At 45.7% G+C, this 16157-nt stretch carries 15 protein-coding genes; 8 read left to right on the top strand and 7 right to left on the bottom strand.

What is annotated here, in order from left to right; translation table 11 throughout:
* Positions 1-93 precede the first annotated feature (93 nt).
* Together BMX05_RS12580 and BMX05_RS09075 are read right to left on the bottom strand one after the other, a co-directional pair.
* Positions 94-663 carry a lytic transglycosylase domain-containing protein gene (locus tag BMX05_RS12580; RefSeq protein ID WP_245710639.1) on the bottom strand — a complete coding sequence of 190 codons (570 nt, stop codon included), beginning with the start codon at positions 661-663 and terminating at the stop codon, positions 94-96.
* A gap of 75 nt (positions 664-738) precedes the next feature.
* Entirely contained in the window at positions 739-1179 is a 441-nt protein-coding gene (locus tag BMX05_RS09075; protein WP_093310554.1) for a universal stress protein, read from the bottom strand.
* A 72-nt stretch (positions 1180-1251) separates the two neighbouring features.
* On the opposite strand from BMX05_RS09075, the gene BMX05_RS09070 reads away from it, so the two are divergent.
* The gene (locus tag BMX05_RS09070) at positions 1252-2187 is read left to right on the top strand and encodes a UTP--glucose-1-phosphate uridylyltransferase (RefSeq protein WP_093310551.1); all 936 of its coding nucleotides are present in this window, start codon (positions 1252-1254) and stop codon (positions 2185-2187) included.
* 12 nt (positions 2188-2199) lie between these two features.
* Positions 2200-3519 (top strand): nucleotide sugar dehydrogenase, encoded by a 1320-nt coding sequence (locus BMX05_RS09065; RefSeq protein WP_093310546.1) that lies wholly within the window; start codon positions 2200-2202, stop codon positions 3517-3519.
* Here the strand turns inward: BMX05_RS09065 and djlA are convergent.
* From djlA to trhP, 5 genes are read right to left on the bottom strand one after another with little or no spacing between them, the layout of a single operon-like run.
* Complete coding sequence (gene djlA / locus BMX05_RS09060) at positions 3494-4417, bottom strand: co-chaperone DjlA (protein ID WP_093310542.1); 924 nt, start codon at positions 4415-4417, stop codon at positions 3494-3496. The two genes, BMX05_RS09065 and djlA, sit on opposite strands and share 26 nt — an antisense overlap.
* A gap of 19 nt (positions 4418-4436) precedes the next feature.
* Positions 4437-5150, bottom strand: coding sequence for an N-acetylmuramate alpha-1-phosphate uridylyltransferase MurU (gene murU / locus BMX05_RS09055; protein ID WP_093310539.1), 714 nt, complete (start codon positions 5148-5150; stop codon positions 4437-4439).
* A 1-nt stretch (position 5151) separates the two neighbouring features.
* Complete coding sequence (locus tag BMX05_RS09050; RefSeq protein ID WP_093310535.1) at positions 5152-6192, bottom strand: aminoglycoside phosphotransferase family protein; 1041 nt, start codon at positions 6190-6192, stop codon at positions 5152-5154.
* 14 nt (positions 6193-6206) lie between these two features.
* On the bottom strand, positions 6207-7130 hold the full coding sequence (gene menA / locus BMX05_RS09045) for a 1,4-dihydroxy-2-naphthoate octaprenyltransferase (protein ID WP_093310530.1): 924 nt from the start codon (positions 7128-7130) through the stop codon (positions 6207-6209).
* Positions 7131-7165: 35 nt separating this feature from the next.
* The gene (gene trhP, locus BMX05_RS09040; RefSeq protein WP_245710637.1) at positions 7166-8578 is read right to left on the bottom strand and encodes a prephenate-dependent tRNA uridine(34) hydroxylase TrhP; all 1413 of its coding nucleotides are present in this window, start codon (positions 8576-8578) and stop codon (positions 7166-7168) included.
* Positions 8579-8828: 250 nt separating this feature from the next.
* Between trhP and BMX05_RS09035 the strand changes: the two genes are divergently transcribed.
* From BMX05_RS09035 to BMX05_RS09010, 6 genes are all read left to right on the top strand, one after another.
* Positions 8829-9392 (top strand): hypothetical protein, encoded by a 564-nt coding sequence (locus BMX05_RS09035; protein WP_245710635.1) that lies wholly within the window; start codon positions 8829-8831, stop codon positions 9390-9392.
* Between the two features lie 193 nt (positions 9393-9585).
* Positions 9586-12000 carry an LPS-assembly protein LptD gene (locus BMX05_RS09030; protein WP_093310526.1) on the top strand — a complete coding sequence of 805 codons (2415 nt, stop codon included), beginning with the start codon at positions 9586-9588 and terminating at the stop codon, positions 11998-12000.
* A 4-nt stretch (positions 12001-12004) separates the two neighbouring features.
* The gene (locus tag BMX05_RS09025; protein WP_093310523.1) at positions 12005-13312 is read left to right on the top strand and encodes a peptidylprolyl isomerase; all 1308 of its coding nucleotides are present in this window, start codon (positions 12005-12007) and stop codon (positions 13310-13312) included.
* A gap of 17 nt (positions 13313-13329) precedes the next feature.
* On the top strand, positions 13330-14361 hold the full coding sequence (gene pdxA / locus BMX05_RS09020) for a 4-hydroxythreonine-4-phosphate dehydrogenase PdxA (RefSeq protein ID WP_093310520.1): 1032 nt from the start codon (positions 13330-13332) through the stop codon (positions 14359-14361).
* Between the two features lie 25 nt (positions 14362-14386).
* Positions 14387-15199 (top strand): 16S rRNA (adenine(1518)-N(6)/adenine(1519)-N(6))-dimethyltransferase RsmA, encoded by an 813-nt coding sequence (gene rsmA / locus BMX05_RS09015; RefSeq protein ID WP_093310516.1) that lies wholly within the window; start codon positions 14387-14389, stop codon positions 15197-15199.
* Positions 15200-15217: 18 nt separating this feature from the next.
* A complete protein-coding gene (locus BMX05_RS09010) occupies positions 15218-16066 on the top strand; it encodes a symmetrical bis(5'-nucleosyl)-tetraphosphatase (protein WP_093310513.1) in 849 nt (282 codons plus the stop codon).
* Positions 16067-16157 lie beyond the last annotated feature (91 nt).

Below are 16157 nucleotides of genomic sequence, written 5' to 3'. Positions count from 1 at the left end.
CATTAAGATAAGCGGTTAACAAGCATTTTTGATGCAGGCACCTTTAGAAATTGAGGTACTCGGTCTTTGCCCCCGATAAACAGGGGGCTTTTTTTATCCAGGTCGCCAGCGTCGTGCAAAAGCACGCATTACCCGCTCAGGGTACCAAGTCTTGCCACGGCTGCCATTATAGCGCGCCAGCGCTCGGGTTAAATCCCCTTCTTCAAGCCGCAGATAATACGCCAAAATCGTGCATCCATATCTGAGATTAGTATCTAAATCGAACAGATTATCTTGTGGTCGGCCTATTTCTTGTTTCCAAAAAGGCATCACTTGCATTAAACCTTGCGCACCTGCAGACGAGATGGCTTCTGTCTGAAAAGCACTTTCCACCTCAATCAAGGCGAAAATCAACTCGGGTGATAAACGGACACGCAAAGCCTCAGCACGAATACGCCTGGCTAAAGTGAGCCTCTGACTGGCTGATAAATGCTGGAAAGCATCTAAGCGGGAAGCCATATCTAACAACCAGACTTCTGCTTCAAACATATCGAGAAAATCTGTTTGGGATGCTTGTACCGCTTGTTTTAAATGAGGCACTAAAGACTGATCAACTGCCGAAATGGATGTTTGCGTATTAGCAAATCCCGTTGAGCAACTGAGGAAACTGGCACAGGCTAACACACAATAAGAGGCTCTACGCAGAGCCCCAAAAAAGTACAGGCAAATCATCATAAGCACTAAAAGTGTGAAAATAATTTATGCTGTTTTTAAACCAACGCGCACGGCAAGCACATCACAATGCGCACCATGCAAAACACCGGTTGATGTGGAGCCGAGCAATAAAGCCAAACCATGACGTCCATGACTACCGATAATAATTAAGTCCACCCCTTCTTGATCTGCTAAGCGATGGATTTCTGCATCTGGCATTCCGGTAAACACATACTGACGTTCTGTTGGTACCTGTAATAAAGGTGCAAGTTCAGCTAACTTGGCACGCGCATGTGCGGTCAGTTGATCCTGAATGCTGGTGAGATCCATAGGGATATCCCCCCCATAAGCAAAGCCTAAAGGTTCTAGGGCATGAACTAGGCTAAAACGCACACCTTCACCTTGGAATTTTTGCGCACGGGCAACGACTTGGGCAGCATCATCTGTTAAGTCAACAGCAACTAAAATATGACGGTAAATAGACATCTTCAAATCTCCCTGTAAGATGAGGGCTTAGATTTTTAGTTTACCATTAGTTGCACTTTGACAGGATATTTTATGCCGACCCATATCAAAACTGGAGTGATTCCCGTCGCTGGATTGGGAACTCGTTTACTGCCTGCAACCAAGGCGATTCCTAAAGAAATGGTGACCTTGGTGGATCGCCCAGCGATTCAATATGTGGTTGAGGAAGCAGCGCAAGCTGGTTTGCAACGCTTAGTGTTAGTGACACGCACAGGTAAGGAAGCCATCGCAGATCATTTTGATACCCATTACGAGCTTGAGCACACACTCGCCGCACGCAACAAGCAAACCTTGTTAGAGGCGGTGCAAGCAGTCAAACCAGCGGATATGCAAATTATTTGCGTACGCCAACCACAAGCCCAAGGTCTAGGGCATGCCATCTTATGTGCGCAGGAAGTTATTGGTCAGGAGGAAGAAGCCTTCGCGGTGTTATTGCCGGATATGTTGATTGATTCACGGGCTTATCAACACGCATTAACCCCTTATAAAAATGATTTAGCCGCTATGCTGGCAGCCTATCAGGCAACCCAACAAGGGCAAATTATGCTAATGCCTGTGGCGCAAGATCAGGTACAAAAATATGGTATTGCGGCTTTGGCTGCAGGCAAACAGCAGCTAGCAGCAGGTGAATATGCACCTTTAAGCCAACTAGTGGAAAAGCCACAACCAGAACAAGCACCGTCACAATTAGCGGTTGTTGGACGCTATATTTTGCCACGAATCCTTTTTAGTTATTTGGCTCAAACACCCGTGGGTGCAGGGAATGAAATTCAATTGACAGATGCGTTGGCAGCTTTATTGCAAGATCACAAGCTGTCTGCTTATTGCATGCATGGACAAGTGCATGACTGTGGTGATCCTATGGGCTTTTTGCAAGCCAATGTCCATTATGGGTGTCAGCATCCTGTATGGGGAAAGGCATTTAGTGCCTATTTACAGCAATATCTTGCATCAACTCATTTGTTGTAGGCGGTTGTTGATATGCAAATTGCAATTTATGGTAATACCCTTAGCGCTCAAGTGAGTGCAGCGGCTTTTGCGACGACAGGGAATCAAGTACTTCATCTGGTTCCTGAAAATTTAGGGATTCAATTGCAAAAGCATGGACCAGAGACGAAAGAGCTTGCATTAAAGCAGGCGTATCAAGAGCAACAAGCGAGTGGACGTTTGCAAGTCATGCCTTTGTCGGCAGGGCTAAAGCTTGGATTTGATGTCTTTATTTTAGCGCTGGCATCCGATCAGGTTGCGCAGGCTAATGCGGTGACTAAGGTCTTAGCAAGCTTGCCACAAAAGCAGCTTTTGGTGATTAATCAAAGCACTTTTGCCGTTGGGACTAGCGCCCGTTTACAACAGATATTAACACCTTATACGGAAGAAGCATCCCAAAAAGCTGTGGTGAGCTTGCCGGATTTATTGCAAGAAGGGGCAGCTTTGACAGGCTTTATGCGTCCTGCTCGGATTATTTTAGGTTGTGAACAGGCTTGGGCTTTAAAACAAATACAAGCACTTTTATATCCTTTTAATCGTCGTCAAGATCAATTACAAATCATGTCAACACGGGATGCAGAACTTACCAAATTAGCCATTACTGGTATGTTAGCAACTCGTTTAAGCTATATTAATGAATTGGCCAATCTTGCAGATCAATTGCAAGTTGATATTGAAAATGTACGTCAAGGTATGGGAGGGGATTCTCGTATTGGTTTTGAATACTTATATCCAGGCTGTGGTTTTGGTGGTTTGAATTTTGCACGTGATCTTGATGCATTAACGCAAGCTTTAGATACATATGGGCAAAATACCACCTTACTACATCAAGTCTTGTCAATTAATGAATCACAAAAAGAAATTTTATTTCGTAAATTGTGGCAGTATTATCAAACCCAATTACAAGACCGCAAGGTCGCTATTTGGGGTGCGGCATTTAAGCCTGGGACTGATAGTTTAGACAAGGCGCCGATTCTTGCCTTATTAGCGGCTTTGTGGGCACAAGGCGTCAAAGTGAGAGTCCATGATCCCAAAGCTTTGGACGCTTTGCAAAATCTTTATCCTGATCATCCTTTATTAGAGTGTCATTCAGATCCTTATCAAGCGTTACAAGAAGCGGATGCTTTGTTGGTCGTTACCGAATGGAAATGTTATTGGACACCGGATTTTCCACAGATGCGAGAATTAATGCGTCATCCATTAATTCTCGATGGCCGCAATATTTATGACCCAGAGTATGTTAAACATTTAGGTTTTATCTATTTTGGTGTGGGTCGAGGTGAAACTATTAAAAATCGCGTTCTTTACGAATAAGGGCATAGGCCTCGTGGATCTGTTGTACAGTTTCTTTGGCACGGGATAAGGCTGGTTCACCAATTCCTTGTGCAATTAACTTATCTGGATGATGTCGGCTCATTAAACGACGATACGTTTTTTTAATTTGTGCTTCACTGGCATTTTGCGATAAGTCTAAAACTTGATAGGCTTTTGCAAGCAAGACACTTTTACTATCGGCCGTATAAGTGTATTGGTTGTGCTGAGATTGACGCGCTTGCTCTTCACGTTGCTGGCGCTTTTTACGTTGATAATTTTGACTTGGATTATCATGATAAGGGGCTTCAAATCCACGCCTTACCCTTAAATGATGATGTAAGCGCGCAAACTCAGTATAAGAGACTTTTAAAATAGGTAATATTTGTTGCAGACGTGCAATTTGTTGTGTGTGGGCCTGCCCTTCTGCATAAATGAGAGTTAAAGCACGATCTAATAAACCGAGGCGTTGGCTTTGTGCATGACGAAAACGCCGTGTAAAGCGCTTTAATATCGGGGTGAGATCTAAATCTTGTTGCTTACCTTGGTTAAAATAGGCAATCGCTTGCTGGCGTTGCTCAGTGCTCAAACCAAGCTCACGAATAATCCCTTCTGTACATTCAATTTCTTGCGGAGAGACACGTCCATCACATTTGGCTAAATGACCCAATAAAGTAAATAAGGTTTGATGATAGATGTGCTGTTTATCTGTGTTTGGCCAGCGCATCAACTCAGACCAAGGGAGTTGGCGAAAGGCCTTATCATCTAAGCTGTGACCTAAAATAAAACCGCATACAGCGCCCAGCTCTCCGCCTAGGTAACCGCCTAGTACAAGGCCTAACCCCTTGCCTAAAAAAGCACGTAACCACAGATACCAAGGTAAAGATGCATCAGAATCCATAAGGCTGCTCTATGTTTAATTAATGTAAAATATGATGATCAATATAGGTTTGTGTTTGCTGCAAACGTTCTACTGTACCCACATCAAACCAAGGGGCCAAGTGTTGTGTACCGTATAAATGCCCTTGGCTGCTTGCTTGGCGTAGTAAAGGTGCTAAGGGAAAGGCCCCCTGTTGGCCTTGATTAAATAAATCTGGATGTAACACACTGATCCCAGCAAAAGTGAAAGTCTGTGCGTCGGCATGTGGCGCTTGAGTATAGAGCCTGTGTTGCGATAAATAAAAATCTCCTTGCGGATGGTGCTCAGGATTGCGGACCATATATAAAAACCCCTGCTGACCTTGCTGCCAACATTGGCCAATATCTAAGAGGTGTTTTAAAGGTAACTGGGTCCAAATATCGGCATTAATCACGATAAAAGGCGTGTTTTTTTGTGGGCTGAGCAAAGGCAAGGCATGCATAATGCCGCCGCCTGTTTCTAAACCGCCGAGGTGATCTTCAATCGAATATTCTAGATGGACACCCCAAGCGGTGCCAGAGCCTAAATAAGCACGAATTTTTTCCCCTAAATAGGCGGTATTAATGACAATCTCAGTAATTCCGGCCTGCGCTAGCTGTTCTAAGTGCCAAACAATGAGGGGTTTGTCACCTACTTGAACTAGGGGTTTGGGGCAATCTTGTGTCAAAGGGTGCAGGCGTGTCCCTCGGCCAGCGGCAAGTAAAAGTACGCGCATCTTAGTTCTGTCCTTGGGCAATAAAATCTGCAAGACGTGGATAAACTTGAGTTTGCATCCAAAGGCTGAATTGTTGTAACTCGGCATCAGGCAGGTGAGTTGCTGCTTCTTGAATATAGTTTAAGGTGGTCGGAATATCCGCTAAATAGCCGGTTTTATGATCTCTTAAATAAAGACGAGCAAAAATACCGCTTGCTTTTAAGTGGCGCTGAACACTCATACGTAAAGCCTGTTTCCAGAAGGTGTTAAAGTCTGTATCTTCAGGAAGTAAATTCGATTTTTGTGCTTGGACAAAATAATGTTGTGCCCAAGCCTTTTGTTGTGCAAACGGCCAATGAATATAACAATCACGAAGAATCGACATTAGGTCATAACATAGGGGGCCATGAACCGCATCCTGAAAATCAATGATCCCTAAACTTTGATCGGGTTTAATTAATAGATTACGTGAGTGATAATCTCGATGCACTGGGCCACAAGGGAGTTTAGGTAATGTGTGTGCTAAAGTCTGCATCAAGGGACGACATTGAGTCTCTACTTCGTTTTTATCCAGTTGTAAACCTTGAATACAAAGCCAGTCACTAAATAACTGCATTTCACGCAGCATCAGTGCCGAGTTGTAACTGGGTAAGGTTTTGGTACTAATATCTGCCGTTTGTAAAAGAATCAGCTGATCAATTGCCTGTGGGTACCATTGCGAGGCTTGCTGTGGGTCTTGTTGCAAACATGTTAGTAATAAGTGATCACCAAAATCTTCTAATAATAAATAACCTGCTTGCTGGTTGATACCGTAAATTTCGGGGACAGCTAAGCCCATTGTACGCCAGCTTTGCGCGATTTCGATAAAAGTGTGGATGCTTTCATGTTCTGGAGGTGCATCCATTAAAATCCAAGTTTTTGAGTGGGCATGCAGGCGAAAATAACGGCGAAAACTCGCATCACCTGCAACTGGTGTGATTTGATAAGAGGATATTTGGTGATCTTGTTGATTAAGAAAATCACAAGCCCATTGATAGCCAAGCTGCTGGCGCATATCCGTCATAAAATATCCTTTAATTAAAGAGAGAGCCCGTAACAAAGTAGACTTAACCCACCATAAATCGCTTGTAAACGTCCAGTTAAGGGCGTCAGTGCAAGACGTTGTTGAGGTGGTGCATGTAATAATTTTAATGGTGCAGGTAAAGCAAGTAAGCTCAATAGCAACAAGGGTGCATAAGGTAACCAAGCTTGCAAAGCAAGGATGAGTGTACTGATAAAAGTCAGGCCACAAAGTAAATAATATAAAAAAACACCTTTATGATAGCCAAGGCGCACGCTTAAAGTATATTGACCCTCGCATAAGTCACGTTCGTAATCACGCAACTCGTTTGAAAGAAGCAATAAAGAGGTCAGACAGCTTAAAGGGATCGCTTGCCATAAGACTTGCCAATTTAAATGTTGGCTCATAACAAAGTAAGCACCCAGAACCATTAAAACGCCCATCAGCCAAAAAACACTGATAACACCTAAACCCCTTTGTTTATAATTAATAGGTTCTAAGGTATAAAAAAGTGCACCTGCTAAGCCAATGACACCAATCCATAATAAGGTAATACCGCTCAGGGCAGCGAGAAAAATACCTAACAGGGTTGCTAAGAAAATACAGACTAAGCCAGCATAAAAATTAAAACGAATACTTTGTGATAAAGCCGCGCGTGTTTGTACGCCAACTTGTGGAAAGCGCGCATCTAATTGGTGGCGATCACCATAATCGTTAATGAGATTTACACCGGCTTGCAATAAGAGACTCGCAATTAAAATTAAAGCGGCTAATAGCCAAGGCGCTTGCGCGTGAGGCCAGCCTAGGACAATGCCTAAGCCAGCACTTGTGAGTGCGACCACAAGGGAAAAAGGTCTTAAGGCATGAAAAAAGCGGTATTTATCTTGGCTAAAAGAAGCCGCAGCTGCGGACGCTTGCGATGCCTGAGTAGCTGATGACATAAGCCTAATATCCTTGCGGTGCACAAAAAAATCTATTATGCCTGAGGCAGATCACGCATCAAGAGGGCATATTTAAGATCTTGTGCGTTGAGAGCAACTTGATCTAAGCGAATGCGCACCTGATGGCCTGAACCTGGTGCGACTTCAATGGCTTGGCCATGTTGGTTTTCTAGCGTCTCAAGACGGAATCTATGATTCCCTGAAGGGAGCATCAATTCTAGGGTATCCCCTTGTTGAAAGCGGTTTTTGACTTCGATATCGAGCCAAGTTTCTTGCATATCGCGTACTTCACCAACAAATTGCTGGTGCACACCAATCGAGTTGCCCTGCTGATAATTTTGGTATTCATCATGCACGTGGCGGCGATAAAAGCCTTCGGTATACCCACGGCTGGCCAGATTATCTAGCTCATCCATCAAGTTACGATTAAAAGGACGCTGTGCTACGGCATCATCAATCGCTTGTCGGTAGACTTGCGCTGTGCGGGCCACATAATAATGTGATTTGGTGCGTCCTTCGATTTTGAGAGAGTGAATCCCCATTTGGGTGAGTCGTGGCACATGCTGAACGGCGCGTAAATCTTTAGAGTTCATAATATAAGTGCCGTGCTCATCTTCGTAGACGGGCATATACTCGCCGGGGCGGGTGGCTTCCTCAATGAGTGCCGATAACTCGGGCTGCTCATCGGTACCGCCGGCACTTTGTTGCGCTGAGGGTGCCGTTGTTTGTGCTTGTTCTGGTGTCCATAAGCCTAAGCTATCGGCTTGTGCTAACGGAATCAGTTCACCAGTCGCATCTGTGGTGGTCATCACAGTGTTGTATTTCCAGCGACAGGCATTGGTGCAGGTACCTTGGTTGGGGTCTCTGTGATTAAAATAGCCAGAAAGCAAACAGCGTCCTGAATAAGCAATGCATAAAGCGCCGTGGACAAAGGTTTCTAATTCCATTTCTGGGCATTCAGCGCGAATTTCTGCGATTTCATCCAAAGAAAGCTCACGTGATAGGATGATGCGTTTAACACCTTGCTGCGCCCAGAATTTGACTGCTGCAAAGTTAACGACATTCGCTTGCACAGAAAGATGGATGACTTGTTCTGGCCAGCGTTCGCGTACCATCATGATCAAGCCAGGATCTGACATGATTAAAGCGTCTGGCTTCATTTCGATCACAGGTGCCATATCTGCAAGATAGGTGCGTACCTTACTGTTATGTGGTGCTATGTTGCTGGCCACATAGAAGGACTTCCCGCGTGTGTGGGCATAATCTATCCCTTGCGCAAGGCGTTCCAAATTGAAATCATTATTGCGAACACGTAGCGAATAGCGCGGCTGTCCGGCGTATACAGCATCTGCGCCATAAGCAAAGGCATAACGCATATTTTTAAAAGTGCCAGCAGGCGATAAAAGTTCAGGGGCAGATACAGCAGAGGAGAAGTCACCCATAATCATATGTACTCGTTGATAACCAAGTAAAAGAGTTGGAAATACGGCGCATTTTAGCATAGTTTTGCTTGGATCTAGCCTGATCGCTCGGATTCTTTTGCGCAAGATCTTTTGTGCAAAGACAGGATGCCTCTTGCTTTGTCACAGACTTGTCATTTTAGTTTTATAGGCTGGGCACCTATATACGCTTGCTAATAAGTGAGTGCATAAAAGCGAGTTTGTATTCCACTTGATGTCAATAAAAGAGAGATTCATTATGCCTGCAGTTATGCGTAAAACCCTCGCCGTGGTTGCCTTAAGTAGTCTTCTAGGTGCTTGCGCGGGTCAGCAAAGCGCACCACAACAAGCACAAGCTCCTCAGCTCAACAATGATGATTTGTATGAAGTCCATACAGAGAGCCGAGTGTATGTATTTGATGATTATCACCTATATCAAGAGTATTTGACCACAGGGCATACGCCTTATGTAATGACTCGTATTGGTGAAGGTCCAGAGGGTAAAACGTTAGTGTTTGGTTTGGCAGATGCAGACAAGAAAAAACGCTCTGGGATTGCCAGTGTTGATATGTATGCAGGCAAGCTGGTGGGTGCAGAAAATTTTTATGGTGAAATGCGTGCTGAAGGGCGCATCTATGTATTTAGTCGCTTAGAAGATATGCAAGAAGTACGAACGACAGGCGAAGCACCTTACCGTTACACAGCTATCGGTGCAGGCCCTCAAGGTGAAACCCTAGTATATGTATTGCATGGTGCGAATAAAAAGCAGCGTCCGGATGATTTGATCAAAGCCTTTAAAGCACGTCATCAACAAGCACACTAAAAAGAAGAAACGGCGATTACTGCACGGTCATCTTCTTGAATTGCGAAAACCTTAGACCCAGAGGTCTAGGGTTTTTTTTTGTAAACTTCCAACTCTATCACGGACAAGGTAAGATTAGGCCTTCACTCAGTGACCACCTTAGCGCAACAAGAATAACGTGTGCTCCCGACTTTTGTGCAGGAATCTAACCATTATGCAAGTAAAGCACTGCTTACTTCTATGTTGCAGTGTAGGTTTGTGGCCTACAGGGGGGTATGCGAACGCACTTCCCGATACTGCGACGGATACGCCTTTAGATTGGCAACCCCTTTCTCCTGAGTTACAAGCCCGCCTTAACCCCAGTGATCAAGTCCGTTTATGTGGCGGTTATTATCAAGCCAAGCCAATGGATGCCAAGGGGCTGGACACAGAGCAGAGCGTGCTGATTGAAGCCGATCAAGTATCTTACGCTTTGGCAGGTCAGGCGCGGATACAAGGGGATGTGCGTGTATATTATGGTGCTTGGTCTTTGCAGACAGAAAGTGCCGAGCTCGATTTAAATCAAGCGCGTATCGATTTGCCGGTACCTGTCGAACTGAGGCAATCTCAGCTGGCATTACGTGCACATTCTGGCTATAGCTTGGCTGAAGGCGAAGCAGGATTAAATGAAGCGGAATTTGTGCTGCATCAGCAACACTTGCGCGGACAAGCCAGAAAAATACAGCGTTTCAATACAGGCGAAATTCGTTTACAGGATGGATATTTTACCAGCTGTAGCCCTTACAATACCTCTTGGGCGTTAGCGGGGGAAGATATTCGCCTTGATCCAGTACAAGGGCGAGGTAGCGCTAAACATGTGCGCTTAGAGTTAGCCGGTACGCCTGCCTTCTACCTGCCTTATATGAGTTTCCCGCTGGATGACCGTCGTCACACAGGTTTGTTAGCACCCCGCCTTGGTTATACCAATGGACGTTTGGATGTTCTCCAGCCCATTTATCTTAATTTGGCACCCCATTATGATGCCACTTTAATGCCACGTTTTATGGAAGGACGTGGTTGGTTAATCGGCGGGGAAATGCGCTATTTATGGTCTAATCAGCCGGATAGTGTACCTGTGGTGTCTCAACTAGAATATCAACACTTAAATCAAGATCCAGAATACCAACAAAAAGAGCGCTGGTTGTTAGGCGTCATGCACACCGGAGGGCTAGGATCGCGGTGGCGCTACCATTTGGAATATCGCGAGGCCAGTGATGTTGGCTTTTTTGATGATTTTGGTGATGATCTTGCGTCCAGCTCCGTGAGTGAACTACCGCGTTTGGCCGAGCTCAGTTATTGGGGGCAAGATTGGCGGGTACAAGCGCGCATCCAAGGTTACCAAGTCTTAGAAGCGGATTTGCAAACCCAAGATAAGCCTTATTATCGCTTGCCGCAAATTCGCGCAAGTACGGAAGGTTTTTGGGGTGCTTGGGAATATCAATTACATAGTGAACTTGTTTATTTTTGGCGTGAGCAAGAAGACCTTGCCGATACAGGCTATCTAGATGCACAAGGCCGCGTACATTGGGGTACAGATACCAGAGCCACCCGTTTGCAAGTGCGTCCTAGTGTCGGGCTGCCTTTGCGCTATAGTTGGGGTTATATTCACCCGCAAATTAGCTTGGATATGACCCAGTATTGGATTCAAAATGCCCCACAAAGTTTGGATACACAACCCCAACGTGCTGTGCCTATGTATACGCTGGATGCGGGTTTATTATTTGAGCGTTCTACCCATTTGTGGGGTCGAGATTATCGACAAACGTTAGAACCACGTGCTTTCTATGCGTATGTACCTTATCGAGATCAAACGCAATTGCCCCTGTTTGATACTGAAGAAAAAGCTTTTGATTTTAGTCAGCTCTATAGTGTCAATCGCTTTACTGGCCAAGACCGTATTGGTGATGAACATAGATTAACCTTAGGCACCTCGAGTCGATTTTTGGATGAAACGAGCGGGCGTGAAGTAGCACGTCTTGGGATTGCCCAAGTACTGCATTTTGCCGATAGACGTGTGCAAGCTGCGACCGATCCAGAGTTAGAACAGGCCAATGCTTTACAAGATAGTGATAAAAGGAGCCGTTCTGGCTTAGCAGGTATGTTAGCTTGGCGCCCAAGTTCTGGGTGGCGTTTAAGTCATGAAGTTTTATGGGATGAGCGTGAACAAGTCACTGAGCGTGCGACGACTCGAATTGGCTGGCGTTCTTCGAAAGGGCATTTACTCAACCTCGCCTATCGCTTAAGTGATGCTAATACAGCAGATACACGTTTAGAAGAACAAGTGGATTTCTCTATCTACTATAAAGCTAATTTACATTGGGGTTGGTTTGGAGGTTGGCGCCACGATTTAGAAGGCCAAGAACCTTTAGAGCGTCTCCTTGGTTTTGAATATGATGCCTGCTGTTGGAAGACGCAAGTCTTGTATCGTAGTTGGCAAGTGGATGATACCCAAACTTCAGATCCTTATGATTATCATCAAGATAAAGGAATTTTTGTACGTTTTGTTCTCAAAGGCCTAGGTGGTGTAGGACAAGACACGGGCGGATTTTTACAAGGAGCCATTGCAGGCTACCGAGATCAGGAGCAATAACAAGATGTTGATTCCTCAAAAGCGTCATCTTTTAGCCGCGTGTTTGGCAGGTGTTTTGATGACGCACCCTTGGAGCAAAGTACAGGCGGAAGTGCAGCCACTCGATCACCTCGTTGCCATTGTGGGTGAAGAGGCCGTGATGCGTTCAGAACTTGATGTACGCTTGGCGCGTATCTACCAGCAGTTACAACAAAAAGGCATCCAAGCACCGCCGCAATCCGTACTAGAACGCCAAGTCTTAGAGCGACTTGTGGTGGATACTATCCAGCTGCAAGAGGCTGAAAAACTCAATATCAGTATTGATGAACAAACCCTTAATGCAGCGCTAGGGCGTATTGCGCAACAAAATGGCATGGATTTGCTGGCGTTTCGTGATGCGTTACAAGCGCAAGGGATTCCCTACGGTCAATTTCGTGAACAGATTCGTGCAGAAATGCTGATTGCCCAAGTACGTCAACGTCAAGTGGGGGAGCGTGTCAATATCAGTGAGCAAGCGGTGACACAATATTTGCAGGCTAGCCAGCAAGACCAAGGGACACAAGTTAAATATCAATTAGCCCATATTTTAGTCATGTTGCCAGAGCAGCCAACTAGTGAGCAAGTGCAAGCAGGTAAGCAAAAGGCACAAGCTTTACGTTTACAAGCGCAAGAAGGTGCAGATTTTGACACCTTGGCGGTGGCCCATTCTTCTGGGGAATATGCATTGAGTGGCGGTGATTTGGGATGGCGTACACAAGCGGAGCTGCCCACGTTATTTGCCGAGCTGGTGCCGAGTTTACAAGTGGGTGAAGTATCCGCACCGATTCGCAGCCCCAGTGGCTTTCACCTTGTGAAGCTGGTCAATCAGGAAGGTAAAAACCAAGCAAAACATTGGGTCCAACAAACCCATGTACGTCATATTCTGTTAAAACCTAATGCCTTACGTGATGAGGCCGCTAGTCGTGCCTTGTTGCTGAAGTTACGGGAACGTGTGCTTGCTGGTGAAGATTTTGCCGTGTTGGCACGTGAATATTCTGAAGATACGGGTAGCAAACAAGCCGGTGGGGATTTGGGATGGGTTAATCCTGGTCAGTTGGTGCCCCCGTTTGAACAGGCGATGGATACCTTGAAGGCGGGGGAGGTGAGCTTTTTAGTGCGTACTCGCTTTGGTTGGCACTTGTTAGAAGTTTTAGAGCGTCGCAAAGCGGATATGACCGAAGAGCTCGCGCAACAAGAAGCACGCCAAGCGCTTTATAAGCGCGAATTTGAAGAAGAAGTGGACGAATGGCTCCGTGAAATTCGCAGCCGTACCTATGTGGAAGTGCGTTTATAATTTGGAGGTAGACGAGCATGAGTCAGCCAGCAATTTTGGCGTTAACCACAGGTGAGCCTGCGGGTATTGGTCCGGATTTGGCCTTGCAATGGATGCAAGAATATCAGCAGCTCGAATCCACAGAGCAAACGCAGTGGGATCATACCCGTGTGCTCGTATTGGCAAATGCCGATGTATTACAAGCCCGCGCACGTCAGTTAGGTATTGGTCTGAAACCCTATTGGGTCAATACTTGGCAAGCCTTAGAAAATTTGCCGCCGTTATCTTCTGGGTATTTGCCTGTATGGTCCTTGCCGATCCAAGCCCCCGTAATGCCGGGAGAACTTAACCCTGCCAATGCCACTTATGTCTTAGATATGCTCACGCTGGCGGCGCAAGGCTGTATGGAAAAGCGTTTTGCCGGCATGGTGACCGCACCAGTACATAAAGGGGTTATTAATGATGCTGGGGTAGATTTTAGCGGTCACACTGAATTTTTACAGATGTATACAGGCAGTCGCCAAGTGGTGATGATGTTAGCCACAGCGCGCCTAAGAGTGGCTTTGGTCACCACACACCTGCCCTTGCGTGCGGTCGCTGATGCGATTACCCAAGAGAAGTTACAGCAGGTACTAGAGATTTTATACACCAGCTTGCAGCAACAGTGGGGGATTGCTCAGCCAAAGATTCTGGTTTGTGGTCTGAATCCACACGCTGGCGAGGGCGGGCATTTGGGTGATGAAGAAATCCAAATTATCGAGCCTGTCTTACAAACTTATCGTGACCAAGGGAAAAATATTGTCGGGCCTTTACCAGCAGATACCTTGTTTACTGAAAAAGTCCTACACGGTGCGGATGCAGTATTAGCCATGTATCATGATCAAGGCTTGCCCGTGTTGAAGCACCAAGGGTTTGGACAAGCGGCCAATATCACCTTGGGCTTGCCCATTGTGAGAACTTCGGTCGATCATGGTACGGCGTTAGAATTAGCTGGCCGTGGACAAGCACATACCGGTAGTTTATGGACGGCATTGCAAGCGGCACGAGTGATGCGTCCTCTGATTTTTTGATTGATTTTTTATAAGCGAATTTTTTATGAAAGTGCATCAAGCACGTAAACGTTTTGGACAAAATTTTCTCCAAGATGCTGGGGTCATTCACAATATTGTGAAGGCAATTGCTCCAAATAAAAATGAACACCTCGTAGAAATTGGCCCTGGGATGGGTGCGCTCACCCAAGAAATTTTGCAGTATGCGCCACGCTTGGATGCTTTGGAATTGGATAGAGATTTGATTCCTGGATTAAGAGTCAAATTTTTCCAGCATGAAAATTTCCAAGTGCATGCAGCAGACGCGCTGAATTTTGCATTCGAGACCCTATTGAGTGAAGAAGAAAAGCAAGGGGGCAAGCAACTAAGAGTTGTAGGTAACTTACCTTATAACATCTCCACACCCTTGATTTTTCATCTATTGCAGCAAGCACCTTATGTACAAGATATGCACTTTATGCTGCAAAAAGAAGTGGTAGAGCGTCTGGGTGCGCAACCCAATACCCGTGACTGGGGACGTTTAAGTGTGATGACGCAATATTATTGTCATGTACAGCCCTTATTTTTAGTGCCCCCACATGCTTTTCATCCTCAGCCTAAAGTCGATTCTGCCATTGTGCGTTTAACGCCCTATGCAGAGCTGCCGCTGAAGGCAATTTCGGAAGATCTGCTGGCAGATACCGTACGTGCGGCCTTTGCACAAAGGCGTAAAACGCTACGTAATAATCTAAAAGGCGTCATGGCGTTGGAGCTATTGCAAGAAGTGGGGATTGATGCGGGACGACGTCCGGAAACCCTGAGTCTTGCAGAATTTGTTGCGATTGCCAACGCGCGTGCCCAAGTGGATTTGCATAACTAAATTCAGGATGTAGACAATATGGCAACTTACGCTATTGGTGACTTACAAGGGTGTTATGACGAGTTATGCCACCTGTTAGAGGCTTGCCGTTTTGATACGACACAAGACCAGCTCTGGGTTGCTGGCGATTTGGTCAATCGTGGCCCTAAATCCTTGCTGACTTTAGAGCTTTTATATTCGATGCGAGAACAGGTCCGCCCTGTATTAGGTAACCATGATTTACACTTGTTGGCGGTAGCTTCTGGAGTACGCAAACCAAAGCGTGGTGATACGCTTGATGCTGTTTTAGAATCGCCGAATAGTGCAGCTTTATTGGAGTGGTTACGCCAGCAACCCCTGATGCATTATGATGCAGAATTGAATTATGCCATGGTACATGCAGGCGTTTCGCCGCATTGGTCATTAAAACAGGCCCAGCGTTTAGCGGCTGAAGTAGAAACTGTGTTACGTGGCCCTAAGATGACGGCTTTTTTAGAGCGTATGTACGGCAATGAGAACCAATGTTGGGATGAGTGGTTAGAAGATTGGCAACGTTGGCGTGTCATTGTGAATTATTTTACGCGAATGCGTTTTTGCCAACCCGATGGAACTTTGGAATTTCACAGTAAAGAAGGTTTAGAGTCTGCACCACCAGGGTTTTACCCTTGGTTTCAATATCCTTGTTTGATTAGTGAAAGCACACGTTTGATCTTTGGTCATTGGGCCGCGTTAGGTGGAGTCACCCACTCAGAAAAAATTCTGGCGCTAGATACTGGATGTGTTTGGGGGAATCGTCTTACGGCCTTGCGCCTTGATGATGGTATGCTGATGAGTGTTCCTAGCCAACAACCAAAAAGGCGTGCAAAATCTTACGTGAACGCACGCTAATAGCTTGCTATTTGTGCCGAAAAAAGGCAAGTTTTCCTCAGGATGCTCAATCTACGCAAGGAGGCAAATAATAAATACTGAGGGTATGCTT

The organism is Allopseudospirillum japonicum (assembly GCF_900108915.1).
In the GTDB taxonomy this organism is placed as follows: domain Bacteria; phylum Pseudomonadota; class Gammaproteobacteria; order Pseudomonadales; family Halomonadaceae; genus Pseudospirillum; species Pseudospirillum japonicum.
The sequence above is the reverse complement of the archived record's forward strand: the minus strand, read 5'-3'. Positions and strand labels throughout refer to the sequence as shown.